Source organism: Streptomyces sp. 35G-GA-8 (assembly GCF_023534745.1).
Classification (GTDB): domain Bacteria; phylum Actinomycetota; class Actinomycetes; order Streptomycetales; family Streptomycetaceae; genus Streptomyces.
Genome location: NZ_JAMHJQ010000009.1, coordinates 195,081 through 218,543 on the forward strand (window position 1 = coordinate 195,081; position 23,463 = coordinate 218,543).

At 68.3% G+C, this 23,463-nt stretch carries 24 protein-coding genes, 1 pseudogene and 1 riboswitch; of the genes and pseudogenes, 11 read left to right on the plus strand and 14 right to left on the minus strand.

What is annotated here, in order from left to right; genetic code table 11:
• Positions 1 to 373: 373 nt before the first annotated feature.
• Positions 374 to 1,852: a replicative DNA helicase gene (gene dnaB, locus M1203_RS21970; RefSeq protein ID WP_249951484.1), complete on the plus strand. Its 1,479-nt coding sequence runs from the start codon at positions 374 to 376 to the stop codon at positions 1,850 to 1,852.
• Between the two features lie 19 nt (positions 1,853 to 1,871).
• Here the strand turns inward: dnaB and M1203_RS21975 are convergent, their stop codons facing one another.
• Both M1203_RS21975 and M1203_RS21980 read right to left on the minus strand, forming a co-directional pair.
• A complete protein-coding gene (locus tag M1203_RS21975) occupies positions 1,872 to 2,438 on the minus strand; it encodes a dihydrofolate reductase family protein (protein WP_249951485.1) in 567 nt (188 codons plus the stop codon).
• Positions 2,439 to 2,590: 152 nt separating this feature from the next.
• Positions 2,591 to 3,163 carry a TetR/AcrR family transcriptional regulator gene (locus M1203_RS21980; RefSeq protein WP_249951486.1) on the minus strand — a complete coding sequence of 191 codons (573 nt, stop codon included), beginning with the start codon at positions 3,161 to 3,163 and terminating at the stop codon, positions 2,591 to 2,593.
• 163 nt (positions 3,164 to 3,326) lie between these two features.
• On the opposite strand from M1203_RS21980, the gene M1203_RS21985 reads away from it, so the two are divergent.
• Positions 3,327 to 4,286: an aldo/keto reductase gene (locus M1203_RS21985; protein ID WP_249951487.1), complete on the plus strand. Its 960-nt coding sequence runs from the start codon at positions 3,327 to 3,329 to the stop codon at positions 4,284 to 4,286.
• Positions 4,287 to 4,481: 195 nt separating this feature from the next.
• A complete protein-coding gene (locus M1203_RS21990) occupies positions 4,482 to 4,868 on the plus strand; it encodes a VOC family protein (protein WP_249951488.1) in 387 nt (128 codons plus the stop codon).
• Between the two features lie 87 nt (positions 4,869 to 4,955).
• On the opposite strand, the gene M1203_RS21995 is transcribed toward M1203_RS21990, so the two are convergent.
• Together M1203_RS21995 and M1203_RS22000 are read right to left on the minus strand one after the other, a co-directional pair.
• Entirely contained in the window at positions 4,956 to 5,921 is a 966-nt protein-coding gene (locus M1203_RS21995; protein WP_249951688.1) for an aldo/keto reductase, read from the minus strand.
• Positions 5,922 to 5,961: 40 nt separating this feature from the next.
• Positions 5,962 to 6,333, minus strand: a pseudogene (locus tag M1203_RS22000) (VOC family protein); the annotation flags it as partial.
• Between the two features lie 96 nt (positions 6,334 to 6,429).
• On the opposite strand from M1203_RS22000, the gene M1203_RS22005 reads away from it, so the two are divergent.
• Positions 6,430 to 7,821: a serine hydrolase gene (locus tag M1203_RS22005; protein WP_249951489.1), complete on the plus strand. Its 1,392-nt coding sequence runs from the start codon at positions 6,430 to 6,432 to the stop codon at positions 7,819 to 7,821.
• 161 nt (positions 7,822 to 7,982) lie between these two features.
• Here the strand turns inward: M1203_RS22005 and M1203_RS22010 are convergent, their stop codons facing one another.
• The 3 genes from M1203_RS22010 to M1203_RS22020 form a co-directional block, all read right to left on the minus strand.
• Positions 7,983 to 8,435, minus strand: coding sequence for a GNAT family N-acetyltransferase (locus M1203_RS22010; RefSeq protein ID WP_249951490.1), 453 nt, complete (start codon positions 8,433 to 8,435; stop codon positions 7,983 to 7,985).
• A gap of 79 nt (positions 8,436 to 8,514) precedes the next feature.
• Positions 8,515 to 9,381 (minus strand): GNAT family N-acetyltransferase, encoded by an 867-nt coding sequence (locus M1203_RS22015; protein ID WP_249951491.1) that lies wholly within the window; start codon positions 9,379 to 9,381, stop codon positions 8,515 to 8,517.
• Positions 9,382 to 9,386: 5 nt separating this feature from the next.
• A complete protein-coding gene (locus M1203_RS22020; protein WP_249951492.1) occupies positions 9,387 to 9,929 on the minus strand; it encodes a DUF2269 domain-containing protein in 543 nt (180 codons plus the stop codon).
• A gap of 76 nt (positions 9,930 to 10,005) precedes the next feature.
• Between M1203_RS22020 and M1203_RS22025 the strand changes: the two genes are divergently transcribed.
• The gene (locus M1203_RS22025; RefSeq protein ID WP_249951493.1) at positions 10,006 to 10,644 is read left to right on the plus strand and encodes an HAD family phosphatase; all 639 of its coding nucleotides are present in this window, start codon (positions 10,006 to 10,008) and stop codon (positions 10,642 to 10,644) included.
• A 340-nt stretch (positions 10,645 to 10,984) separates the two neighbouring features.
• Complete coding sequence (locus M1203_RS22030) at positions 10,985 to 12,766, plus strand: globin domain-containing protein (RefSeq protein WP_249951494.1); 1,782 nt, start codon at positions 10,985 to 10,987, stop codon at positions 12,764 to 12,766.
• Between the two features lie 130 nt (positions 12,767 to 12,896).
• Here the strand turns inward: M1203_RS22030 and M1203_RS22035 are convergent, their stop codons facing one another.
• The 5 genes from M1203_RS22035 to M1203_RS22055 form a co-directional block, all read right to left on the minus strand.
• Positions 12,897 to 13,376 carry an NUDIX domain-containing protein gene (locus M1203_RS22035; RefSeq protein WP_249951495.1) on the minus strand — a complete coding sequence of 160 codons (480 nt, stop codon included), beginning with the start codon at positions 13,374 to 13,376 and terminating at the stop codon, positions 12,897 to 12,899.
• A gap of 75 nt (positions 13,377 to 13,451) precedes the next feature.
• On the minus strand, positions 13,452 to 14,345 hold the full coding sequence (locus tag M1203_RS22040) for a LysR family transcriptional regulator (RefSeq protein ID WP_249951496.1): 894 nt from the start codon (positions 14,343 to 14,345) through the stop codon (positions 13,452 to 13,454).
• 223 nt (positions 14,346 to 14,568) lie between these two features.
• The gene (locus M1203_RS22045) at positions 14,569 to 15,711 is read right to left on the minus strand and encodes a cystathionine gamma-lyase (protein WP_374403636.1); all 1,143 of its coding nucleotides are present in this window, start codon (positions 15,709 to 15,711) and stop codon (positions 14,569 to 14,571) included.
• Positions 15,708 to 16,220, minus strand: a complete 513-nt coding sequence (locus tag M1203_RS22050) for a low molecular weight protein-tyrosine-phosphatase (protein ID WP_249951497.1) — start codon at positions 16,218 to 16,220, stop codon at positions 15,708 to 15,710. Before M1203_RS22050 ends, M1203_RS22045 begins: the two co-directional genes overlap by 4 nt.
• Positions 16,221 to 16,228: 8 nt before the next feature.
• Positions 16,229 to 16,609 carry a phage holin family protein gene (locus M1203_RS22055; protein ID WP_249951498.1) on the minus strand — a complete coding sequence of 127 codons (381 nt, stop codon included), beginning with the start codon at positions 16,607 to 16,609 and terminating at the stop codon, positions 16,229 to 16,231.
• A gap of 15 nt (positions 16,610 to 16,624) precedes the next feature.
• Between M1203_RS22055 and M1203_RS22060 the strand changes: the two genes are divergently transcribed.
• The 4 genes from M1203_RS22060 (at position 16,625) to M1203_RS22075 (ending at position 18,915) form a co-directional block, all read left to right on the plus strand.
• A complete protein-coding gene (locus tag M1203_RS22060) occupies positions 16,625 to 16,942 on the plus strand; it encodes a cupin domain-containing protein (protein WP_030349859.1) in 318 nt (105 codons plus the stop codon).
• A gap of 141 nt (positions 16,943 to 17,083) precedes the next feature.
• Positions 17,084 to 17,308 carry a DUF5326 family protein gene (locus tag M1203_RS22065; RefSeq protein WP_249951499.1) on the plus strand — a complete coding sequence of 75 codons (225 nt, stop codon included), beginning with the start codon at positions 17,084 to 17,086 and terminating at the stop codon, positions 17,306 to 17,308.
• 300 nt (positions 17,309 to 17,608) lie between these two features.
• Positions 17,609 to 18,379, plus strand: a complete 771-nt coding sequence (locus M1203_RS22070) for an IclR family transcriptional regulator (protein WP_249951500.1) — start codon at positions 17,609 to 17,611, stop codon at positions 18,377 to 18,379.
• A 101-nt stretch (positions 18,380 to 18,480) separates the two neighbouring features.
• The gene (locus M1203_RS22075; protein ID WP_030349862.1) at positions 18,481 to 18,915 is read left to right on the plus strand and encodes an SsgA family sporulation/cell division regulator; all 435 of its coding nucleotides are present in this window, start codon (positions 18,481 to 18,483) and stop codon (positions 18,913 to 18,915) included.
• A 31-nt stretch (positions 18,916 to 18,946) separates the two neighbouring features.
• Here M1203_RS22075 and M1203_RS22080 read toward each other — a convergent pair whose 3' ends face one another.
• Positions 18,947 to 20,431 (minus strand): YibE/F family protein, encoded by a 1,485-nt coding sequence (locus tag M1203_RS22080; RefSeq protein ID WP_249951501.1) that lies wholly within the window; start codon positions 20,429 to 20,431, stop codon positions 18,947 to 18,949.
• A gap of 71 nt (positions 20,432 to 20,502) precedes the next feature.
• A riboswitch (TPP riboswitch) is annotated at positions 20,503 to 20,648 on the plus strand.
• Between M1203_RS22080 and thiC the strand changes: the two genes are divergently transcribed.
• On the plus strand, positions 20,641 to 22,482 hold the full coding sequence (gene thiC / locus M1203_RS22085) for a phosphomethylpyrimidine synthase ThiC (RefSeq protein WP_249951502.1): 1,842 nt from the start codon (positions 20,641 to 20,643) through the stop codon (positions 22,480 to 22,482). Its footprint overlaps the riboswitch before it by 8 nt.
• Positions 22,483 to 22,568: 86 nt before the next feature.
• Here thiC and M1203_RS22090 read toward each other — a convergent pair whose 3' ends face one another.
• Positions 22,569 to 23,414 carry a hypothetical protein gene (locus tag M1203_RS22090; RefSeq protein ID WP_249951503.1) on the minus strand — a complete coding sequence of 282 codons (846 nt, stop codon included), beginning with the start codon at positions 23,412 to 23,414 and terminating at the stop codon, positions 22,569 to 22,571.
• Positions 23,415 to 23,463: the final 49 nt, after the last annotated feature.

Sequence of the window (23,463 nt, forward strand, 5' to 3'; positions counted from 1 at the left end):
CTTACGCCACTGCCTCGCGGAGGCTCGGCTGTGTGCCGTTTGTTCTGATCTTGGTCCAGTCGGGAAAGTTTTTCTTCCCCACAGTCGGTGGACGGAAAAAGACCAGCTCAGAGTGGGTGCGACAAGGTCGCTATGAGTTTGTCCACAGTGCTGTCCCCCGGTCCGTGCACAGGATTGCCGGGGTTCTCCACAGCATCTGATCGGTCGTCCACATGGCCTGTGGATAACCAGATTGGCTGACGGTGCCCGCGGGCCTACCGTGGACCGGCGTCCGACGCGCCGGAACCGGAGACAGGCCTCTCGTTTTGTCAGTGTCGTGCCGTAGAAAGATTGGCACGGCGAGGTCCGCTGAGCGGACGTGAGGAGGTGGCCGGTGAGTATTCCCGAGCCATTGGACGACCCTTGGACCGACGCCGGTCCCAGTGACCGTCTGCCTGTCTCCCGGCAGCGCCGTGGCGAGGGTCAGGGCCGTGAGGAGCAGCACGAGCGCGGTCGGGACAGTGGTGCCTGGGACGGCGGTTCACCCGGGTTCGAGCGGGTGCCGCCGCAGGATCTCGATGCCGAGCAGTCCGTACTCGGCGGCATGCTGCTGTCCAAGGACGCCATCGCCGATGTGGTGGAGATCATCAAGGGGCATGACTTCTATCGCCCCGCGCACGAGACCGTCTTCCAGGCGATCCTCGACCTCTACGCGAAGGGGGAGCCGGCCGACCCCATCACGGTGGCGGCCGAGCTGACCAAGCGGGGTGAGATCACCCGCGTCGGCGGGCCGTCGTATCTGCACACGCTGGTGCAGTCGGTGCCCACGGCGGCCAACGCCTCGTACTACGCGGAGATCGTCCATGAGCGTGCGGTGCTGCGGCGGCTTGTCGAGGCCGGCACGAAGATCACGCAGATGGGATACGCGGCCGACGGCGATGTGGACGAGATCGTCAACTCCGCACAGGCCGAGATCTACGCCGTCACCGAGCAGCGGACCAGTGAGGACTATCTGCCGCTCGGCGACATCATGGAGGGAGCGCTCGACGAGATCGAGGCGATCGGTTCGCGCAGCGGTGAGATGACCGGTGTGCCGACCGGCTTCACGGACTTCGATTCCCTCACGAACGGGCTGCACCCCGGCCAGATGATTGTCATCGCGGCCCGTCCCGCCATGGGTAAGTCCACGCTCGCCCTGGACTTCGCGAGGGCCGCGTCGATCAAGAACAATCTGCCGAGTGTGATCTTCTCGCTCGAAATGGGGCGCAATGAGATCGCGATGCGTCTGCTGTCGGCGGAGGCGCGGGTGGCGCTGCACCATATGCGATCGGGCACGATGACGGACGAGGACTGGACCCGGCTGGCACGTCGTATGCCGGATGTGTCGCAGGCTCCGCTCTATATCGATGACTCGCCGAACCTCTCGATGATGGAGATCCGGGCGAAGTGCCGGCGGCTGAAGCAGCGCAATGAGCTGAAGCTGGTGATCATCGACTATCTGCAGCTGATGCAGTCGGGCGGTTCGAAGCGGGCCGAGAGCCGTCAGCAGGAGGTCTCGGACATGTCGCGAAACCTGAAGCTGCTGGCCAAGGAGCTGGAGCTGCCGGTCATCGCGCTGTCGCAGCTGAACCGTGGTCCGGAGCAGCGTACGGACAAGAAGCCGATGGTCTCCGACCTGCGTGAGTCGGGTTCGATCGAGCAGGACGCGGACATGGTGATCCTGCTGCACCGCGAGGATGCCTACGAGAAGGAGTCGCCGCGCGCGGGTGAGGCCGACCTCATCGTGGCGAAGCACCGTAATGGCCCCACCGCGACGATCACGGTGGCGTTCCAGGGCCACTATTCGCGCTTCGTGGACATGGCACAGACCTGACGCCCGGATATGCGGGGTCTCAGCGCCTCGTCTCGTACCTGGTCAGGATCACGCCGCTGGGAAGCGTCCGCGTCTCCACCAGGTTCAGGTTCACCCAGCTGTCCAGCGCGGTGAAGAACGGCGTGCCGCCGCCCACCAGGACCGGATGCGCGGCGATCACGTACTCGTCGATCAGCCCGGCGCGCATGGCCGCCCCGGCGAGCGTGGCGCCGCCGATGTTCATGGGGCCGCCGTCCTCGGCCTTGAGCCGGGTGATCTCGGCGATCGCGTCGCCGGTGACCAGGCGGGTGTTCCAGTCGACCTTGTCGATCGTCGAGGAGAACACCACCTTCGGGGTGTCCCGCCAGTTCCGCGCGAACTCGATCTCCGCCGGGGTGGCGCCCGGCTGCTGGTCGCCGGTCGGCCAGTAGGAGCTCATCGTCTCCCATAGCTTGCGCCCGTACAGCGACAGACCACTCGCCTGCTCGTGGTCGAGCCACCACTGGAACAGCTCGTGGTTCGGCGGTCCGCTCCAGCCGATGTTGTCGCCGGCCGCGGCGATGTAGCCGTCCAGGGTCAGGTTCATGCCGTAGATCAGTTTCCGCATGGCACAGCCTTCCGTCCGTGGGTGTCCGGCGTATGGACCGGTGCGGCGCGGGAAACTCATCGGTGCGCGATCTGGGCTCGCCGGTAGTCCTCGTGCTCGGGGCTCAGCGTGGTGTAGTCGGCCGACACGGGCAAGCCGGCCGCCTCTCACGATCACTGGCTGTCTCGTGCCGCCTTCGGGGACACCGCCGCGGCGTAGCCGGACAGCACCGCGCGCACCGAGTCGTACGGGGCAGGACTGCGCAACGCGCGCGAGGTGACCATCGCGCCCTCGATGCCCGCGAGCACGGCATCGGCGAGCACTCGCGCCGCGGTTGGCTCGACGCCGAACGCGGTGAAGTGAAACGCCAGTCGATCGACCATCTCGGAGAATGCCCGGCGGCTGGTCTCGGCGACCTCGGGCGACTCCCGGAGGGTCCCCTCCGTCACCAGGGGTGCGACCGCACAGCCTCGGGTGTAGTCACTGGCCACCATGCCTTCACGCCCGAGATCCATGTAGCGCTCGACCAGCCCGGCCGCGGAGTCGACATCGCCGGCTACACGGTCGATGAGCTCGACCTGCTCGTGGGCGTGCGCCGCCGCGGCTTCCGTGACGAGCTGCGCCTTACCGCCAGGGAAGTGGAAATACACCGAGCCGCGCGGCGCGTCACTGAGCTTGAGCACATCGGAGAAGGCGGTCGCGTCGCAGCCGTTCCGCTGCATGAGCTCCTTGGCTGCCTGCACCATCCTCTGCTTGGCGTCTGATCGTCGCGCCATGATCGACCCTCCCCGTCCCGTCGCCCCTAAACATGTATGCTGACATGCATAGTATCAGTGTGCTCTCGTCGTGGCGCGCTCCAGAGCCCGGCAGGGCGGACGCACAGCGCTCCCCTCGACACTTGGAGATACGTTGACCTGGATCGCATCCTCACCTCAGGCGCGCCGTGAACAGTTCGGGCGCTTTCTCCTCGGCACCGGCAACATCGGCGGCATCGCCGCGGTGACCGGCCCGGGCATCGGCTTGTCCGACAGCGAGGGCCTGGACCTGATCGACCGCGCGATCGCGGAAGGTGTCAGAATCCTCGACACCGCTGACATCTACGCCGGCGGCGACAGCGAGCGGGTGGTCGGGCTGTGGAACCACGCGCATCCGGATTCGGATGTGGTCATTCAGAGCAAGACCGGTGTCACGGGAAACGGGCCCGACCTGTCCCCGGACCGGGTACGTCGGCAGCTGCGGCACAGCATCGATGTCCTCGGCCGAGTCGATCTGTACACCGCGCACGCCGTCGATCCGAACACGCCGTGGGCCGACTCGCTGCCGGTCTTCAGCACGGCCGTCGAGAGCGGCCTCATCCGGGCGTACGGCCTGTCCAACGTCGACGAGGCAGCGCTCACCTCTGCGCTGGAGACCGCCGACCGCCTCGGCCTCGTGCGCCCCGAACTGGTCCAGAACTCCTACTCGCTGCTCGTGCGCGGCGATGACCGGTCCGTCCTGCCGGTCGTGGCGTCGGAAGGGCTCGCGTACACGCCCTACTCGCCGCTGGCCAATGGAATTCTGGCCGGTCGGTACAGCCGCGGGGAGCAGCCGGCGAAGGGCAGTCGGGCCAGCACAGGCCCGCGAGTTCAGGGGTTCCTTGAAGACGTCGAGTTGATGGCCCAGGTGCAGGAGTTCGACCGGCTCGCTGCCGCTTACGGCGTCACCCCGGCCGGCCTGGCGTTGGCATGGTTGTTCAACTGTCCGTCGGTTACCGCGCCGATCATCGGAATCAGCAGTTCCGCGCAGTGGCTCGGTGTCCACGAGGCGTTGCGGTTCGAGTGGACAGCGGAGCTCATGGCTCGACTCGACGAACTCTTCCCTCCGCGCTGAGGACCTGACCAAGCCGTTTCGCGCTACGTGTGGACAGTCTTGGACGTGAGTCAGACTGTTCCACCACACCTACAACGCTCTGCGACCCCATCAGGCCCTCAAAGAGCGCGCATCTCGCGCGGCGACCCCGCCGTCGAACGATGCGATCGGCTCGTGGGCTCTGGCGGTTCCGCTGCTCGACCGGGAGGTCCTGAGATGGCCAGTAAGTTCACCGAGCTCGCGATCGACTGTGCCGATCCCAGCACTCTCGCCCGGTTCTGGTGCGCGGTCCTCGACTACGAGGTGCAGGAAGAGGATGAGGGAGTTGTCATCATTGGCTCTCCTCTGGTGCCTGAAGGCAAGAGCCGCCTCGGTCCGGTGCCGCCGACGTTGACCTTCGCGCGGGTGCCCGAGGGCAAGACGGTCAAGAACAGGCTCCACATCGACGTCAATCCAACCGACAGGGAGCAGGACGAAGAGGTCCGTCGCCTGCTCGATCTGGGTGCTCGGTACGCCGACGTCGGCCAGGGCGGTGAGAGCTGGGTCGTACTCGCCGACCCGGAGGGGAACGAGTTCTGCGTCCTTGCGGGCCGCCGCCCCTGATCGGCGTCTCTCGCGGGCGCGCGTGCGGTTCGCGTGGTGCGGCCCCGCCGTGGACAGCCGTCCGGCGGGGGCCGCGTCCGCAGGGGGTCAGGCGTAGAAGTTGCGCTGCCAGCGGTGTTTGGCGAGCAGGGTGAGTTGGTCGGAGGTCAGCGGGTGTCCGTCGCTCACGGCGGTGTTGCGCTCCACGTTCCGTACGGTGCGCATGCCGGGGATGACGGTGGAGACGGCCGGTGCGCTGAGTACGTACCGCAGTGCGGTTTCCGCGATCGCGTCGTGGGCGATGCCCAACTCGGTGGTGATCGCGTTGACGTGCTGCTCGACCTGGGCGGGACGGTCGTCGCGGAAGTAGCGGCTGCGGAAGTCGCCGTCGGGGAAGGTGGTTCCGGCCGTGATTCGCCCTGTCAGGCCTCCTTCGTCGAGGGCCACTCGGACGATCACGCCGACTCCGTGTTCCTGGCAGGCGGGTAGCAGGGTGTCGGCCGGGGCCTGGTCGAAGATGTTGTAGATGACCTGCACGGTGTCCACCACGCCGCTGCGGACCAGGGCGAGGGCGTTGTCGGGCTGGTGGTCGTTGATGGATACGCCGAACAGGCGGATCTTTCCCTGCTGCTTCAATTCGGCGATGGTCTCCAGCCAGTCGCCGCGGCCCACCCATTCGTCGCTCCAGACGTGGAACTGCAGTACGTCGAAGTGGTCCAGGCCGCTGACGCGCAGGCTGGTCTCCAGGCTGTCGCGGATATGTGTGCCGGGGAAGGTCTCCGCGGGGTCCAGTCCGCCGGGGGCGGGCCAGACGCGGTTCTTCGGGGGCACCTTGGTCGCCACGTACACCTGGTCATCGGCCCGCTCGCGGACCACTTGGCCCACGATGCGCTCGCTCTCGCCGTAGCCGCGGGCGGTGTCGATGAAGTTCACGCCCTGGTCGATGGCGCGGCGCAGTGCGCGTACGGACTCGTCCTCCGTGGCGCCCACCCAGCCGGACGCGCCGATGCCCCAGGCTCCGTAGCCGATCTCGGACACCGACAGTCCACTGCGTCCCAGCTCGCGGTAGTGCACAGTCCCCTCCACATCTTGGTTGGTCGAGTCGGGTTGGTCAGGCCGCTCGTTCGGCGGCGCTGCGTTCCACGCAGAATTCGTTGCCTTCCGGGTCCGCGAGGGTGACCCAGCCCGTGCCGTCGGGGCGGCGGTGGTCGCCCACCAGGGTGGCGCCGAGGGCGAGGACGCGGTCCACCTCTTCGTCGCGTGTGCGGTCCTGGGGCTGGAGGTCCAGATGGACTCTGTTCTTGATGGACTTGGCCTCGGGCACCTGGATGAACAGCAGCGTGGCGCCCTCCGACGCGAGCAGTGCTTCCGGGTCGCCGGGATTGTCGTCGTCCGCCAGGGAGGCGCCGAGGACCTTGCCCCAGAAGCTGCCGAGGGCGTAGGTGTCTGCGCAGTCGATGGTGATGTGGCGTACCAGGGATGTCATGCGGTCACTCTGATCATTCCGGCCGTTTCTGTCCAGGGTGACGCCGTGGAGCGAAATGAAGTCGACCGGACGGGTTGGCGCCGGTAGATGTGGACCATGACCTCATCTCCTGAACAGTTGCTGCCCAGTACGCGTCGAGCCCTGTTGCATCGCATCGCCCGTGCTCAGGCCGAGGGCCGTGCTCCGTCACTGGTCGGTGCGGTGGCGCGAGAGGGGCGGATGGTGTGGACGGGGGCCCGCAGTTGCATGGAGGGGCACGCTCCGGACGCGGACACGCAGTACCGGATCGGGTCCATCACCAAGACGTTCACCGCCGTTCTGGTACTGCGGTTGCGTGATGAGGGGCTGCTCGATCTGAACGACCCGCTGGAGAAGCACCTTCCGGGCACGGGGGTGGGTGAAGTCACGGTCGCTCAGCTCCTGGGGCACACCGCGGGGTTGAGCGCGGAGACCCCGGCCCCCTGGTGGGAGCGGACACCGGGTTCGCTCCGCCCGGAGCTCGCGGATGTCCTCGGCGAGCGGCCCGTGCTGCACCCCGCGGGACGGCGCCACCACTACTCGAATCCGGGCTTCACGCTGCTCGGGTCGCTGGTGGAGGCCGTGCGCGGGGCGTCCTGGGAGGAGGTGCTGCGGCGTGAGGTTCTTGAGCCCTTGTCCATGGACCGTACGTCCTCGCGGCCGGTGGCTCCGCACGCGGGCGGCTGGGCTGTGCATCCCTGGGCGGATGTGATGCTGCCCGAGCCGGTGGAGGATCTGGGTCTGATGGCCCCCGCCGGTCAGCTCTGGTCGACGGCCGCCGATCTCTGCCGCTTCGCGGTCTTCCTGTCGGAGGGGGACGAGAGGGTCCTGAGCGCGGAGTCCGTGGGGGAGCTGCGGACGCCGGCCGTGCCGCCCGAGGCCGGGGAGTGGAACGGCGGCTACGGACTCGGGACGCAGCTTGCCCGGTGGGGGGACCGGACGCTGGTGGGGCATACGGGTTCGCTGCCCGGCTTTGTCGCCGGTCTGTGGGTCAGCGTGGAGGAGGACGTGGCCGCGGTGGTGCTGGCCAATGTCACCTCGGGGCCGTCTGTCGGGGTGATCGCGGCCGAACTCATCGGCATTGTGGCGGAGGCGGAGCCACGGATCCCCGAACCGTGGCGTCCGCTGCCCGAGGCCGACCGGTCCCTGCTGGATCTCACCGGGCCGTGGTACTGGGGGACGCATCCCTTCGGGCTGAAGTGGTCGTCGGACCGGGGCCTGGAACTCAACCCGCTACGAGGCGGCGGGCGTGGTTCCCGCTTCGTGGTGCAGCCGGATGGCGACTGGAGAGGACTCGATGGCTACTACGCGGGGGAGACCCTGCGGGTGGTGCGTCGCCCTGACGGCTCGGTGAGCCATCTCGATCTGGGGTCGTTCGTTTTCACGCGCGAGCCGTATGGGCCGGGCGACGCGGTTCCCGGGGGCGTGGACCCGAAGGGCTGGCTCGGCCTCGGAGATGTCACGCAGTAGAGAGACCATGATGTTTCACGTGAAACCGGGCACACCGGGTCCGTTGACGCCAGAGTGCGTGCGGCTCCGAAACCGCTAGGAGCCATTCGAGTGGGGGGATCCGGACGTACGTCCGCCCCCTCGCCCGAGGCAGAGAGCCAAAACGCATGAGGCTGCGGTTCTCAGATACTCATCTTGAAACCGACATGCGAGGCGGTGAAGCCGAGCCGCTCGTAGAAGCGGTGGGCGTCGGTGCGGCTGGCGTCGGAGGTCAGCTGGATCAACTGGCAGCCCTGGCGACGGGATTCGTCGACCGCCCACTCGATGAAGCGGGTGCCGAGTCCGCTGCCGCGCGCATCGGCGTGTACGCGTACGGCCTCGATGATGGAGCGGGTCGCGCCGCGCCGGGAGAGTCCGGGGATGATCGTGAGCTGGAGCGTACCGACGATCCGGCCATCGAGTTCGGCCACCACGATGTGCTGGTTCGGGTCGCGGGCGAGTCGTTCGTAGGCCTCGGTGTACGGGGTGAGGTCGTCGGGGGACTCGCGCTGGGCGCCCAGGGGGTCGTCGGCGAGCATCGCCACGATGGCGGGGATGTCGTCGGGGGCGGCGGACCGTATGTTCAGATCGCTCATGATCCGCAGAGTACGCCGGAGGGCGTTGGCGGGGGCCGGACGGGTGCCGCGGTCGGTCGACTGGGGCGGTCCGGGAGGCTCAGCCGGTCGCCATGTTCAGTGGTGCGAACCGCCGGGACCGGTCGCCGGGCAGTTCCTGGTCGCTGTATGTCATGAGCGTGGTGCGGGCGACCGGATTCAGGCCATGCTCTTTGAGCCACTTCAGCAGTTCTTCGTGGCGCAGGTCGATGACGGTTCGAACGGGTCGGTCCGAGCCCGCGGCCAGTGTGGAGATCAGTGCTTTCGCTGTCTCTGTGTCCCGGGCGATCAGAGGGCCGATGACATCGGCGCCCGCCGACGGCCAGGCCGCCGCGTATCCGATGAGGGTGGAGCCTTCCTCCGCGACTCTGAGCCGGTCGGCGAAGGCGGGGAGCCGCGCGATGAGGTGGGTGCGGTCTGCTCCGAAGACCTCGGTGTCCAGGCGTACGATCGCCGGCAGGTCGCTGGCGGACGCGGGCCGGGTGGTGATCCGCGGCGGGTGCTCCGGTGACCGGAGGTGTCCGAGGAGCGTCTCGGCTTCGCCGATGTCGGTGAAGCCGAGCTTTTCGTAGAGCGGGCGGCCGAAGGGAGTGGCGTAGAGGGTGAGCGGGGTGCTCCCGGCCTCGTGCAGTGCGTGGTCCATGAGCCGCCGCCCGAGCCCCTGGCGCGCGTGGCGTCCGGCGACGAGCAGCATGCCGATGGCCGCGAGTTCCGGGCGGTCCGTGGGGCCGTACGAGGTGACGACGCATACGCCTGCCAGCCCTGTCCCCGCCGGGTCGTCGATGCCGTAGGTGGTGCTCGCCGAGAGCAGCAGACTCCATCTGCGCTCTTCGCGTGGCCAGCTGCGGTCTTCGGCGAGGTCTGCGCAGGACGTGAGGTCGCTCATGGTCAGACGGCGGATCGGCTGTGCGGAGAGCGGTGTCGACATAAGGATCAGGCTGTCGGAGCCGGTGATCGTTCGTCCACCGCTTTACGAGAAGTAGTGCGACGGGATGCGGCCCTGTGCCGCAAACGTCGGCCGCGCCGAGTAAGCCCCCAGGGCTTGAGCACGGAGATCGCTGTCATGAAGAGATAGGCGCAGCTCGCCACGGTGGGCGCGGCGACGAGGCTGCTGTCGGGGAGTCCGGCGGCCGCGGCGTCGTTGATGGTCGGTCGCAGGGCGAAGACGGTAGCCGCGAGGGTGATCAGGGTGAGCCAGAACTTGATCCACACCCAGTGGTGCCGGGCCAGACCCCAGGGGGTACCGAGCGAGAGCAGCACTCCGCTGATGAGGGCGAGCAGGGCGATCGGAACGATCAGCCAGTCAGCGAAGATCTTCATGGCGCGGTAGGCGGCCTGTGTGGTGGCGGCGTCGTTGGTGAGGTAGGCGGTGACGCCGAGGGTGAGGAGGCCGAGGGTGAGTCCCAGCCAGCTCACGGATGTGGCGACATGGGCGACGAGGAGGGTCCGGCGCGCGGGCCGCTTGAGTTGTTTCACGTGAAACACGGTGCCTTGGGGCGGGGTGTGGGGCGTCTGCCCACGGGAGTAACCGCGCGTACTAACCTCGGCGTACATGGCGAGCGTACGCAGACTGCATCTCTTCGACCTCGATGGAACGCTGATCCATGGCTCGGCAGCGGCTGTGGAGATTTCCCGGCAGTTGGGGGTGGGTGCCGAAATCGCGGAGTTGGAGCGTGAGTTCCGGGTCCTCGGGCTGACGCCGGACGAGTTCGCGGTGCGGGCCCGGGAGCTGTGGGCCGAACTCACCCTCGCGCAGGTGGCGGCGGCTTTCGAGGGAGCGCCCTGGCTGCTGGGTATCCGTGAGGTCTGGGCGGATATCCGGAAGCGGGGGGATTACTGCGCTGTTATCTCCTTGTCGCCCGACTTCTTTGTCGCGCGGCTGCTGGAGTGGGGTGTGCATGCCGCGCATGGTTCCCGCTGGCCGGTGCTGCCTTTCACCGAGCCGGTCGACCGGGCGGGCATTTTGAACCCTGCCGCCAAGGTGAAGATCGCGAACCGGCTGTGTGCAGAGTTCGGGGTGGGTCTGGACGACTGTGTCGCCTACGGTGATTCGATGTCTGATGCGGAGATCTTCGCGACGGTGCCCCGGGCTGTGGCGGTGAATGCGGATCACCATCTGTCGGGGCTTGCTACGCACACGTACAGGGGAGGCGATCTGCGTGAGGCCTATGAACTGGTTCGGCTCCAGTGAACCGGTACGGCGGCGGCAGTAATACTCTGACCCGGAGGTGCCGCGGGAAACGCGGCGGGAATCCGGCGAATGAGCACAGGAGCGATGCAGCCTAACGGTAAATCCGGTGTGGATGCCCGGACTTCGCGCTCTTTGTCCCCTGTGGTCGGCCAGCCTGTCATGCTGCGTGCAGAGGCGATGTGGGCAATGTCGCACTCCCCCACCTTGTGCCCGAATTGGGGCTTCGGGGGAGGTTAATGTGAGCTGTCAACAGTCCTAGTCAGAGCGGGGAATTGCTAGCGTATTCCGGGCCAGCGGAAGTGCGCAGACCGACCGAGAGATGTTCGAGGCGAGGCACACCATGGACGCTCCGACCACCACGTCGGCCGACAACGGCACTTCTGGAGGCGGCGGAGGAGGCGGTTGGTTCGCGGCCCGTAGAGCGCCGAAGGGCGAGAGCCGGCCGGACTCCGGGACCGCGGAGGGCGCGCGGGAGGCGGCGGGGCGGGAGCGAATACCCGTTCCGGGGCGCTCGCTTGCCTCCATACGCCCGGTGGGCTCCGGGGCGGCTCGTTCGGCTCCGCCGCCGCGTGAGGGCGCCGTGGGGCATGAGGCACGGACGGATACGGCGGCCGGGCGGCAGCCGGGGCCGGTGAACGACGTTCCCGAGGCATTCCGGCCGCGTGGCAAGGGGGTGCGCGGCGCGGACGGACCGGCTCCTCATCCGCCGGTCCACGAGCATCCGGCACCAGCGGCCCCCGCGACGGAGGGCCCCGCAGCAGCAGCCCCCGCCGCAGCCACTACGACCCCCGCTTCGCATCCCGCCACGACGGCCGACAGCGGTGGTGAACCGGCCGCCGAGGCCGCCGCACCAGGAGCGGTGAAGCCTGCCGGACCGATGCCGGGCGCACTGCCTCCCGAGGCGCCGGCGTCGCAACCGTCCGCCGGGGCCCCTGCCGCGTCGTCCGCGCCCTCCGCTTCAGCCAGTCCCTCCGCTCCCGCGGACGACCCGAACGCGTCCCCGGACGCGATCCTGGTCCGCCGTACGCTGGCCGAGATCGCTCCGGTCTCCGACCAGGTCACCTCGTACTTCTATTCGCTGCTCTTCGTCCGTCACCCGGATCTGCGGGTCCTGTTCCCGGTCGCCATGGACGCCCAGCGTGACCGGCTCCTCAAGGCGCTGCTGACCGCCGCCGAGCACATGGACTCGCCGGCCGTGCTGACGGGCTATCTCCGCCAACTGGGCCGGGGACACCGCAAGTACGGTACGCAGGCCACGCACTATCCCGCCGTCGGTGAGGCGCTTCTGGGCGCGCTGTCCCGTTACGCCTCGGCCAGTTGGGACGACGAGACCGAGGCCGCCTGGGTCAGGACGTACACCACGATCTCGCAGATCATGATCGACGCTGCGGCGGAGAACGAGCTGCACGCTCCGGCCTGGTGGCAGGCCGAGGTGGTCTCGCACGATCTGCGCACGTCCGACATCGCGGTCGTCACGGTCCGCCCCGATCAGCCGTATCCGTTTGTGGCGGGGCAGTACACCAGCCTGGAGACGCCGTGGTGGCCACGGGTCTGGCGGCACTACTCGTTCGCTTCCGCGCCCCGCCCGGACGGTCTGCTGTCCTTCCACGTCAAGGCGGTTCCGGCGGGCTGGGTCTCCAACGCGCTGGTCCATCACGCCCGTCCCGGCGACGTTCTGCGGCTGGGCCCGCCGGCCGGTTCGATGACCGTCGACCACAGCACGGACAACGGTCTGCTCTGTCTGGGCGGCGGCACGGGCATAGCGCCGATCAAGGCGCTCGTCGAGGATGTCGCCGAGCACGGGCACCGGCGCCCCGTCCATGTCTTCTACGGTGCGCGCCATGACGAGGATCTGTACGACATCGAGACGATGCTGCGGCTCCAGAGCGCGCATCCGTGGCTGGCGGTGCGTCCGGTGGTCGCCGAGGGGCCCAGCCAGGGGCTCACAGGGCAGATTCCGGAGGCGGTGCGCGAATACGGTCCCTGGCATGAGTACGACGCGTATCTGTCGGGGCCGCCCGGGATGATCCGCAGCAGTCTCGACGCGCTCAAGGGGGCGGGGATCCCATTGGAGCGGATCCGCCACGACTCCCTTGAGGAACTGGTGGCGGCGGTCGGCTAGGGCGTGTCTTCAAAGTAGCGCCGTCCGCCCGTAGGCCAGGCAGGCGGGACTTTGAAGACACGCCCTAGGGCCTGTCGTCCGGATCGGGCCGGACGGGGCCGGGAACGCGGCGCGCCGGGCCGGTGGTCTTTCAGGCCAGGTCGGGGGCGTGCATCGCGCGTACGCCCTCGATATTGCCGTCCAGGTAGTGCCGCAGTGACAGCGGTACGAGATGGACGGCGGCGATCCCGACACGGCTGAAGGGCACCCGTACGATCTCGTACTCGCCGTGCGGCTCATCGATCTCCGGGCCGTGCCGCAGCGCGGGGTCCATCGAGGCCAGCCGGCAGACGAAGAAGTGCTGCACTTTGACGCCGGTCACGCCGCCGTCGGCGATATGTTCCACGGTGTCGACGAAGCAGGGCACCACATCCATGATCTTGGCGCCGAGCTCTTCGTGGACTTCGCGGTGGAGTGCGTCGACGACGGTGGTGTCCGTCGCCTCCACTCCGCCACCGGGGGTGAGCCAGTAGGGATCCACTCCCGGTTTGGTGCGTTTGATCAGGATCAGATCGTCGCCGTCGAGCAGGATGGCGCGTGCGGTGCGCTTGACCACGGGCCTTTCGGTCATGGGAAGAGGTTCGCCCGGGATCCCCCTTCTGAAACTCCCGCCGGGACTCCCACCGGACTCCCGCCTGTTCTTCCCTCACCACTCCTCGGCGGCGCGCAGCAGCCATTCGTGAGCCCGCGCGACCGGGGGCAGGGTGAGGGTGCCGGTGCGTACGACCAGGAAGTAGGTGCGCAGCGGGGGGACGGGCGGATCGAGCAGCGCGACCACTTCCCCGCGCTCCAGCGCTCCTTCGCAGAGGTAACGGGGCAGTACGGCCAGTCCGGCGCCCGCAGCCGTGCATTCGAGGACGGCCCGCAGGTCGGGGGCGATCACGGTGCCGGCGGCGGCCGGCTGGGACTCGAAGACGGTCGCCCAGTAACGGGAGACGAGCGGGAGGGATTCGTGCACCTCCACCACCGGCAGCTGCTCCAGCACCACCTGGCCCTCGCGCAGCACGTCATGGCCCAGCCTGGCCGCCCAGCGGGGTGCGGCGATCAGTACGTGTTCCTCGTCGCAGAGCGGAGTCGAGGTGAGCAGCCCGCCGCGTGGCCGGGCCGTGGTGATGGCCAGATCGTGGTGTCCGGCGGCCAGGCCTTCCAAGGTCTCTTCGGGGTTGCCGAAGAAGGAGGTGCGCAGGGCGAGGCCCTGGGTGGTGAGCGGGGTGAGCGCGGGCAGCGCCCGCAGGGAGGTGAACTCCGGTGGTCCCGCCAGATGGAGGGTCCGTATACCGGATTCCTCGTCGAGTCCGGTCTCGGCGATCTCGACGAGCGCGTCGAGATGGGGTGCGGCCCGCTGGGCGAGTTCGTCGCCGATGGTGGTGGGGGTCACGCCGCGGGCCTGGCGCAGGAAGAGGGGCCGGCCGAGCTGTCGTTCAAGGGTTCTGATCTGGCCGGTGACCGCGGGCTGGGAGAGGCCGAGCAGCGCCGCGGCGCGGGTGAAGGAGCCCGCGCGATGCACGGTGACAAAGGTGCGGAGCAGGGCCAGGTCCATGTTCCCGCTCTCCCGTCTTGAGCCTCGGCCCCCGCGGCAACTCCGGACAGTCAACTATAAATAAGTCGATAGGTCGCTGTCGCTACTGTGATTGGACACTGACGCAGAGTCAACTAGCCTTGGGCAAATGGTTCTCCGCGCGTGGAACCTGGGACGGTCCGAGCCATGAGGGGGGAGGCTCGGACCGTCCGCCCGCGGAGAGGGCCAGGTCAGAGGCGTGTGCTCAGGGGGCAGCCTCGTCCAGGGCCCGCAGCACGTCCGCGATCAGATCTTCGGGATCCTCGGCTCCGACGGAGAAGCGGATGAAGCCTTCCGGTACGGCGTCGCCGCCCCATCGTCCCCGCCGTTCCGCCGTGGACCGTACGCCGCCGAAGCTTGTCGCGTCGTCGACCAGCCGCAGCCCGTCCAGGAAGCGCTCGGCCCATTCCCGGTCGGGGAGCACGAACGACACCACGGAGCCGAAGCGCCGCATCTGCTGGGAGGCGATGCGGTACGAGGGGTCGCCCGGCAGGCCGGGGTAGCGCAGCCCGTCGATATCGGCGCGTGTCTCCAGCGCCTGTGCCAGTGCCAGCGCGCCGGCGCACTGCCGGTCGACGCGCAGCTGGAGCGTGGCCAGTGAGCGGTGCGCGAGCCATGCCTCCATCGGCCCGGGAATGGCACCGACGACCTTGCGCCAGCGCCGTACCCCCGCTGCCAGTTCCGGATCCCCGCTGGTGACATGGCCGAGCAGGATGTCTCCGTGGCCGGTCATGCCCTTGGTGTCACTGGCCACCGAGAAGTCCGCGCCCAGTTCCAGCGGCCGCTGCCCGAGCGGCGTGGCAAGGGTGTTGTCGACGGCGACCAGCGCGCCCGCGCCGTGCGCCGCCTTCACCAGCCGCCGGATGTCGCAGACGTCAAGGCCGGGGTTGGACGGTGTCTCGATCCAGAGCAGCCGCGCCCCCTCCAGGACGCGCAGTTGGGCATCCGCGCCGGTCGGCGCGGTCCGTACCGTCACGCCGTACGCCTCCAGGCGTTCCCGGAGCAGTGGCAGTGCCTGGTAGCCGTCGTCCGGCAGGACGATCGCGTCACCGGCCCGCAGCTGGGAGAAGGCCACCGCGGAGATCGCCGCCATCCCGGAGGCGAAGACGACGGTCTCGACCGGCTCCCCCGGGGCCTCCAGCTCGCTGATGGCGCGTTCCAGAAGGGTCCAGGTCGGGTTCTCGTCCCGGCCGTAGGTGTACGGGCCGGTCGGCTCGCCCGGCAGGTGGTAGTGGGCGGCGAAGACCGGCCCGGGAAGGGTCGGTTCGTACTTCACGGGGTCGGGCAGTCCGGCCCGTACCGCTCGGGTGCCGTCCCCGATGCTCATACCGTCTCTCGGCTCGCTCATGCCGCCCTCTCGGTCGCGTTCCGCACGGCGGCGAGCAGCCCGTCGCAGGCCGCCTCCACGAGCTCCAGGCACTCCTCGAACCCGGCCCTCCCGCCGTAGTAAGGATCGGGTACGCCGAGATCGCCGGACGGTTCGCCCGAAGTGTCGAGGGAGAGGTCGTAGGAGCGCAGCAGGCGCACCTTCGCCGCGTCACCGGGCGTGGGCGCGAGGCGCCGCAGCTCGCGCAGATGGCCATCGTCCAGTGCGATCACCAGGTCGAGCCGCGCGAACCACGAGGCGTGGAACTGCCGCGCCGTGTGGTCGCTGTCATAGCCGTGCGCGTCGAGTACGGCGACGGTGCGCGGGTCGGCGCCGTCGCCTTCGTGCCAGCCGTCGGTGCCCGCGCTGTCCACCTCGACCAGGCCGTCGAGGCCGGCTTCCGTCAGCCGTGCGCGGAAGACGGACTCGGCGATGGGCGAGCGGCAGATATTGCCCGTGCAGACGAAGCAGACGCGATACGGAGAGGTCATGGGGGCGCTCAGTCCTTGCCGTCGGGGAGGACGACGTTCAGCGCCCACGACACGATCGAGATGATCAGACCGCCGAGTACGGCTGTCCAGAAGCCCTCGACATGGAAGCTCAGATCGAGCTTGTCCGCGAGCCACGACGTCAGCAGCAGCATCAGGGCGTTGATCACCAGCGTGAACAGCCCGAGCGTCAGGATGAACAACGGCAGTGTCAGCAGCTGCACCACCGGCTTGACTATGAAGTTGATCACGCCGAAGAGCACGGCGACGAGCACCAGCGTCAGGGCCTTCTTGCCGGTGCTGTCGCCGGTCAGCGTGATGTTCTGGATGAGCCAGATCGCGACCGCCAGGGCACCCGCGTTGGCGATCGTCTTGACTAGGAAATTCATCATGTGTCTGATCGTGGCATGAAGGCATTCCGACTGGATGAGCTGGAGGCGGAACGTGCCGCCAACGACGGGGCGTATCTGCAGTTTGTGCGGGAACGCAACATGTCCGTGGGGCTGTACGCGCTGGACGCCGGCGCGAGCGACCCGCAGCAGCCGCACCGGCAGGACGAGGTGTACTTCGTCGTGAGCGGCCGCGCCTCGCTCACCGTCGGGATGGAGACCACGCAGGTCAGCCGGGGAAGCGTGGTGTACGTACCGGCCGGAACGGCGCACAAGTTCCATCACATCACCGAGGATCTGCGGGTGATGGTCGTGTTCTCCCCGCCCGAGGGCTGACCCTCTTCCGACCCTCAGGACCGCCTCAGGGTCGGATCAGGGGAGATCGGGGGCCGCGGGCCGTCCGCTGCCGCTCCCTCGCCTCTAGCATCGAAGGAGCAGAATGGATACACGGGCTCTCGGCGAAGCGAGGTAAGGACGATGGCGGTTCGGGACGTACTCACAGGGCTGCCCTGGTGGGTGAAGTGGATCGCGGTTCCCGTGATCGTCCTTGTCGTATTCGGCGGACTGATCACGACGGTCATCACCATCGTGGTCGGTCTCCTCTTCAAGGTGCTGATCCTGGTGGCGCTGGTCGGTGGACTGGTCTATGTCGTACGGAAGTTCATGTCTTCCTCATCCTCCTCGTCACGCGGCGACTGGTAGGACCCCAGGCGGACTGCCGGCTCGAACGGCCGTTAGCCCGCGCGAGGGAAAGGTGAAGGGGAAACCATCCCTCGCCCCGGCCTGCCCCTAGAGTGGCAAACCACTGCCGCGCCCTGGGAAAACACCATCGACGATCGCTCTGACCATTGGTTTGTGCGATTTTTCTGGGCGGGGCCTCAAGGTTCCTCGGGTCCGCCTCAAGGTTCCTTCGGTCCCTCGGTTCCCTCAGGGGTGCGGCGGGCGCGCGGGGGCGGCCCCCGCGGGCGGGCTCGCGCCCGTCAGCACGCCTGGGGGTGACCTATGGCCACAGCTACACGTACCGCAGCCCCAACCCTGATCGGTTCGGTACAGCGAGCGCTGCGACTGCTGGAGTCGGTGGGCTCCCATCCGGACGGGGCTCCCGCGAAGCAGCTCGCACGCGAGGCCGGACTGCCGCTTCCCACCGCCTATCACCTGCTGCGCACCCTGGCCCACGAGGGCTATCTCCGCCGTGAGAAGGGCGTCTTCCTGCTCGGCGACGCCGTACAGCGGCTGGCACACGGTGACGGCCAGCAGAATCGTCGCAGCAAGATCACCGAATCGCTTGGCCGATGGCACGACGCGACCGGCCTCCCGGTGTACTTCGCGATCTACGACGACGGTGAGATCGATCTCGTCTCCGTGGCGGACAGCCCCGAGGCCCCGGCGGTCGCCCACGCGGCGGACATTCGCGAGACGGGGCACGCGCACGCGCTCGGCCAGTGCCTGCTCAGCCGGCTCGACGAGGAATCCCGCCGCGATCATCTGGACCGCTATCCCGTCCGCCCGCTCACGCCCTACTCCGTGCCTGACCGCCGGACGCTGCTGGAGCGCCTGGGCTCACTGGGACCGGCCGAGCCGGTGGTGGAGCGCCAGGAGTATCGACTCGGTACCGTCTGCGCGGCCGTACCGATCCAGGCCGGGGTCACCGCGGGCTCGGTGGCCATTTCCGTACCACTCCATCAACAGGAGCGACTGCTCCCGGCAATCGAACGGTTACATAGAGAGATCGAATCGCTGGCGAGCTCTCTCGCCTTCTCTATCAGTATCTGAAAAATTACTCCTTGTGATCTGCTAGCGCTTACAGGACGATTGCGTCAAGGGGATCCACGGGATCATTCCCAGCCACTGCTTCATCTACTCCGGAGTGCACGATGCGCGAGTCGGTCCAGGCCGAGGTCCTGATGAGCTTCCTCGTCTCCGAGGAGCTCTCGTTCCGAATCCCGGTGGAACTCCACTACGAGGTGAGGGATCCCTATGCCGTGCGGATGACCTTCCATCTGCCCGGCGATGCCCCCGTGACCTGGACTTTCGGCCGCGAGTTGCTGCTCGATGGAATCAACACGCCCAGTGGGGACGGCGATGTGCATATCGCGCCGACCACTCCGGAGGACCTCTCCGACGTCCATATGCGGCTCCAGGTCGGCGACGACCACGCCCTCTTCCGGGTCAGTGCGGCGCCGCTGGTGGCCTTCCTCGACCGTACGGACCGGTTGGTTCCGCTCGGTCAGGAACGCACGCTCAGTGACTTCGAGGGCAATCTGGAGGAGGCGCTCGGCCGCATCCTCGCCGAGGAGAACGCCGGCTGACCCGGCTGAGCGGAAGTGCGGCCCCGCGTGGTCACTTCTTGCGTCGGCGTCCCCTGCCACCGAGCTTGCGGGTCAGCGCGTTCTGTCCCGGCACAGAGGGGGTCGCGGCTGAACCCAGTCCAGGCGCTGAACCCTGACCGGGTGCTGAGCCTTGGCCGGGTGCTGAACCTTGACCGGGCGTGGAATCCGGTTCGTACGGGGAAGCCGGCCCGGGGCCCGGCCCCGTAGGCGCCGGATACGGGGCCATGGCGGGCGCCTCCGGAGCCTGCCGGTCGGCGGAGACCACCAGCGCCGCCAGCGCCGTCGTGACCGGCACCGACGCGACCAGGCCGATCGAGCCCACCAGCGTCCGGACGATCTCCTCCGCCACCAGCTCGCTGTTCGCGACCGTTCCCATGCTCGACTGCGCGATCGAGAAGAGCAGCAGAAGCGGCAGCGCCGCGCCCGCGTAGGCGAGAACGAGCGTATTGACCACCGAGGCGATATGGTCCCGGCCGATCCGGATGGCCGCCCGGTAGAGCGCGCGCGGCCCCATCGACGGATCCGCCTGGCGCAGCTCCCAGACCGCCGAGGTCTGGGTCACCGTCACATCGTCCAGCACGCCGAGCGAACCGATGATCACGCCCGCCAGCAGCAGACCGCTCATATCGATCTCGGGATACAGGCCGTGGATCAGTCCGGTGTTGTCATCGGTGTTGCCGGTCAGGCTCGCCCAGCCGATGAAGACCGACCCCAGCAGTCCGATCAGCAGCAGCGAGATCAGCGTGCCCAGGACCGCGACCGAGGTGCGCGCCGTCAGACCATGGCAGAGATAGAGGGCGATCAGCATGATCGCGCTGGCCCCGACAACCGCCACGATCAGCGGGTTCGATCCCTGCAGAATCGCGGGCAGGATGAAGAGCGTCAGAATGGCGAACGAGGCGATGAGCGCGACCAGCGCCATGATGCCCCGCATCCGCCCCACCACGACCACGACGAGCGCGAAGATCCCGGCCAGCAGCGTCAGCGGGAACTTACGGTCCACGTCCGTGACGGAGTACTGGAGATCACGTGGCGCATCGGGTGCGTATGCCACCACGACACCCTGTTTCACGTGAAACTGCCGCGGCGCGTCCGGCTGGACGACCTCGACGAAGGTGCGCCCCTTCTCCTTGCCGGTCGTGACCTCGACCGTGGCCTTCTTGCACTCCCCGGTCTCCGCCTGCTGCGCCTCGCGCCCCTGGGGCTTGGTGAGGTCGCCCGTCGACGGGAGCTGGGAGGCGTTGACGTCCTTGCAGTCGACCCGTTCGATCCGTACGACCTGGCCCTGCTCCGTCTGCCGGTCGAAGCCCACACCGGTGCGCTCGTGCGCCGGGGTGCTGCCCGGCCAGAGCAGGGCCAGCCCGACGGCCACGGCGGCCGCGAACGGAATCAGGACCGCCGCGATGACCTTGCGGAGGTGCAGGGAGACCGGAGCGGCCGGCCCATGGCTGTGCGAGTGGCCGTGCGCTTCGTGAGTCTGCTGGGGAGGGGTCACCGACCGATCATCGCAAGAAGGAAGGGGCCCTCTGTTCAGCACGCCGGATATGACGCTAGCGTGGAGGCAACCTTTGCACACGCGGGAGCTCGGAGCACCGGGCTGAGAGGGCGCTGACTGTGTGGTCCCGGGGGTATTGCCCCGGACATCTGCGCTGCGCCGACCGCTGAACCTGTTACCGGGTAATGCCGGCGTAGGGAGTAGGTCTCATGACCGTTCAGGACGCACATCCGTCTGCCTCCGACTCGGGGAATCCGAGCGAGGCCGGGAAGTCCATCGGCTGGCACAAGGGATATGTCCAGGGTTCACGCCCGGACCTCCGGGTGCCGGTCCGCCAAGTGCATCTCACCAACGGCAAGGACGTGACGCTGTACGACACGTCGGGTCCGTACACCGATCCCGGCGTCGAAACCGACGTACGCCGGGGTCTCGCACCGCTGCGCGAGAACTGGATCATCGGTCGCGGCGACACCGAGGAGTACGCGGGCCGGCCGGCCCGTCCCGAGGACGACGGGCTCAAGCACACCTCACCCCGCGGGGTGCTGCTCCGGAGCGGATCGACCGATCTGCGGGGCCTCGACGCGGTCTTCCCCGGCCGGCCGCGCCAGCCCAGGCGGAGCCGGAACGGGCAGCCGGTGACGCAGCTCGCGTATGCGCGGCGCGGTGACATCACCCCGGAGATGGAGTACGTCGCGATCCGCGAGAACGTGTCTCCGGAGGTCGTCCGCGAGGAGATCGCCGCCGGGCGGGCCGTGCTGCCGGCCAATGTCAATCACCCGGAGATCGAGCCGATGATCATCGGCAAGCGGTTCCTGGTGAAGGTCAACGCCAATATCGGCAATTCCGCCGTCACTTCCTCCATCGAGGAGGAGGTGGAGAAGATGACCTGGGCGACGCGTTGGGGCGCGGACACGGTCATGGACCTCTCGACGGGCCGCAATATCCACACCACCCGCGAGTGGGTGCTGCGTAACTCCCCCGTCCCCATCGGCACCGTCCCATTGTACCAGGCACTCGAAAAGGTGGATGGCAAGGCCGAGGAGCTGACCTGGGACATCTACAAGGACACGGTCATCGAGCAGGCCGAACAGGGCGTCGACTACATGACGGTGCACGCCGGAGTGCTGCTGCGTTATGTGCCGCTGACAGCCCGTCGCAAGACGGGCATCGTCTCGCGCGGTGGTTCGATCATGGCCGCCTGGTGTCTCGCGCACCACAAGGAGTCGTTCCTGTACGAGAACTTCGAGGAGCTGTGCGAGATCCTCGCGGCTTACGACGTGACGTACTCCCTGGGTGACGGTCTGCGGCCCGGCTGTATCGCGGACGCCAACGATGAGGCGCAGTTCGCCGAGTTGCGCACGCTCGGCGAGCTGAACTCGACCGCGAAGCGGCTGGGCGTACAGACGATGATCGAGGGCCCGGGGCATGTCCCGATGCACAAGATCAAGGAGAACATCGACCTTCAGCAGGAGATCTGTGAGGAGGCGCCGTTCTATACGCTCGGCCCGCTGACGACCGATGTGGCCCCGGCGTACGACCACATCACCTCCGGCATCGGCGCGGCGATGATCGCATGGTGGGGCACGGCGATGCTCTGCTATGTCACGCCCAAGGAGCATCTCGGGCTGCCGGATCGCGATGATGTGAAGACCGGTGTCATCACCTACAAGATCGCGGCGCACGCGGCGGACCTCGCCAAGGGGCATCCGGGGGCGCAGGAGTGGGACGACGCGCTGTCCGACGCCCGGTTCGAGTTCCGGTGGGAGGACCAGTTCAATCTGGCTCTCGACCCGGACACGGCACGGGAGTTCCATGACGAGACGCTGCCGGCCGAACCGGCGAAGACGGCGCATTTCTGCTCGATGTGCGGCCCCAAGTTCTGCTCGATGAAGATCTCGCAGGACATCAGGCGCAGGCACGGCGGTGAGATGGAGTCGGCCGGGACGGGGTCCGGTGGTATGGGGTCCGCCGAGATCGAGGCGGGCATGGCGGAGAAGTCCAAGGAGTTCGCCGCGGCGGGCAACAGGGTGTATCTGCCGCTCGCGGACTGAGCGAGCGGCCGGCACCGCGTCGGCCGGCACCGCGTCCGCTGGCGCCGTGTCGGCCGGCACCGCGTGGACCGGGCACTGGCCGGGGGCTACTCCGGCCGGTGCTCCGGGCCGCCGAAGTCGGGGCTGGAGAAGTCCGGGCTGCTGAACGTCGGGCGCTGGCCGGCGGTCGAGCCCTCGTCCGGGCTGGAGAAGTCCGGGCGGCTGTAGCCGATCTTGGGCAGGTGCTTCGTCGGCTGTGCCTGGCGCGGTGCGGGCGGGGTGGCCGCGGTGCCGGCGTTCGGGTCGGCCAGCGCTGACCGCAGGAAGGGCAGGATGCCGCGCTCCAGCAGGGCCTCGTGCCAGGCATCCCGCGCGCGGGCCACCTCGTCGGGCAGTTCGCCACCCCCCGGTTCCCCGGCGGGAAGCTGGGTCGCGGTATTGCGCAGGGCCGTGACGAGCAGACCCACCGCGGCGACCAGGAGGCCGACGACGGTCACGGCGGCGAAGAACCACCCGACCGCGACCATGCTGCGGGCGAAGGCGGGTGGCGGGCTGAGCGCCTTGAGGAGGTAGCCGACAAGCAGGAAGATCACCGCCGCGGTGCCGCCGAGAACCGGGGCCAGCACGGCGACAACGGCCGCGAGCCCCGCGCCGGCGTCCGGAGCCTCGCTCCCCGACGGGGTCGAGGCGACGTCCTGGACCGATGAGGAAGAGGGCGCCGGTGAGCGGAATTCCTCGCGGACCTTCGCGAAATGCTCGTACTCCGGGGCGGCGGACGTGGTGATCAGCGCCGTGGCACTCAGGGCCATCGTGCGCAACTGCTCGTTGGTGAGCCGCTGTCCGACCGCGGGGAGTTCCGCACGGTCATGTGTGTGGCGCAGTGCCTCGTCGAGGATTCGCTCGAAATCCGCGCGATCCTCGCTCAGCAGGTGTGGAGCGCTGTTCATGTGCATCCCCCGATGCTCCGTAGGGCCGGTTCGCCCGCGTGGGACGGGCAGTTGG

What these genes read in the sequence shown, in the direction of transcription:
- M1203_RS21975 (WP_249951485.1), bottom strand. Translation starts at nt 2,438, where the DNA reads ATGCGGAAACTGATCTACGGCATGAACCTGACCCTGGACGGCTACATC.
- M1203_RS21980 (WP_249951486.1), bottom strand. Translation starts at nt 3,163, where the DNA reads ATGGTGCAGGCAGCCAAGGAGCTCATGCAGCGGAACGGCTGCGACGCG.
- M1203_RS21990 (WP_249951488.1), top strand. Translation starts at nt 4,482, where the DNA reads ATGGCCAGTAAGTTCACCGAGCTCGCGATCGACTGTGCCGATCCCAGC.
- M1203_RS22005 (WP_249951489.1), top strand. Translation starts at nt 6,430, where the DNA reads ATGACCTCATCTCCTGAACAGTTGCTGCCCAGTACGCGTCGAGCCCTG.
- M1203_RS22010 (WP_249951490.1), bottom strand. Translation starts at nt 8,435, where the DNA reads ATGAGCGATCTGAACATACGGTCCGCCGCCCCCGACGACATCCCCGCC.
- M1203_RS22015 (WP_249951491.1), bottom strand. Translation starts at nt 9,381, where the DNA reads ATGTCGACACCGCTCTCCGCACAGCCGATCCGCCGTCTGACCATGAGC.
- M1203_RS22025 (WP_249951493.1), top strand. Translation starts at nt 10,006, where the DNA reads ATGGCGAGCGTACGCAGACTGCATCTCTTCGACCTCGATGGAACGCTG.
- M1203_RS22030 (WP_249951494.1), top strand. Translation starts at nt 10,985, where the DNA reads ATGGACGCTCCGACCACCACGTCGGCCGACAACGGCACTTCTGGAGGC.
- M1203_RS22035 (WP_249951495.1), bottom strand. Translation starts at nt 13,376, where the DNA reads ATGACCGAAAGGCCCGTGGTCAAGCGCACCGCACGCGCCATCCTGCTC.
- M1203_RS22040 (WP_249951496.1), bottom strand. Translation starts at nt 14,345, where the DNA reads ATGGACCTGGCCCTGCTCCGCACCTTTGTCACCGTGCATCGCGCGGGC.
- M1203_RS22045 (WP_374403636.1), bottom strand. Translation starts at nt 15,711, where the DNA reads ATGAGCGAGCCGAGAGACGGTATGAGCATCGGGGACGGCACCCGAGCG.
- M1203_RS22050 (WP_249951497.1), bottom strand. Translation starts at nt 16,220, where the DNA reads ATGACCTCTCCGTATCGCGTCTGCTTCGTCTGCACGGGCAATATCTGC.
- M1203_RS22055 (WP_249951498.1), bottom strand. Translation starts at nt 16,609, where the DNA reads ATGATGAATTTCCTAGTCAAGACGATCGCCAACGCGGGTGCCCTGGCG.
- M1203_RS22060 (WP_030349859.1), top strand. Translation starts at nt 16,625, where the DNA reads ATGAAGGCATTCCGACTGGATGAGCTGGAGGCGGAACGTGCCGCCAAC.
- M1203_RS22065 (WP_249951499.1), top strand. Translation starts at nt 17,084, where the DNA reads ATGGCGGTTCGGGACGTACTCACAGGGCTGCCCTGGTGGGTGAAGTGG.
- M1203_RS22070 (WP_249951500.1), top strand. Translation starts at nt 17,609, where the DNA reads ATGGCCACAGCTACACGTACCGCAGCCCCAACCCTGATCGGTTCGGTA.
- M1203_RS22075 (WP_030349862.1), top strand. Translation starts at nt 18,481, where the DNA reads ATGCGCGAGTCGGTCCAGGCCGAGGTCCTGATGAGCTTCCTCGTCTCC.
- thiC (WP_249951502.1), top strand. Translation starts at nt 20,641, where the DNA reads ATGACCGTTCAGGACGCACATCCGTCTGCCTCCGACTCGGGGAATCCG.
- M1203_RS22090 (WP_249951503.1), bottom strand. Translation starts at nt 23,414, where the DNA reads ATGCACATGAACAGCGCTCCACACCTGCTGAGCGAGGATCGCGCGGAT.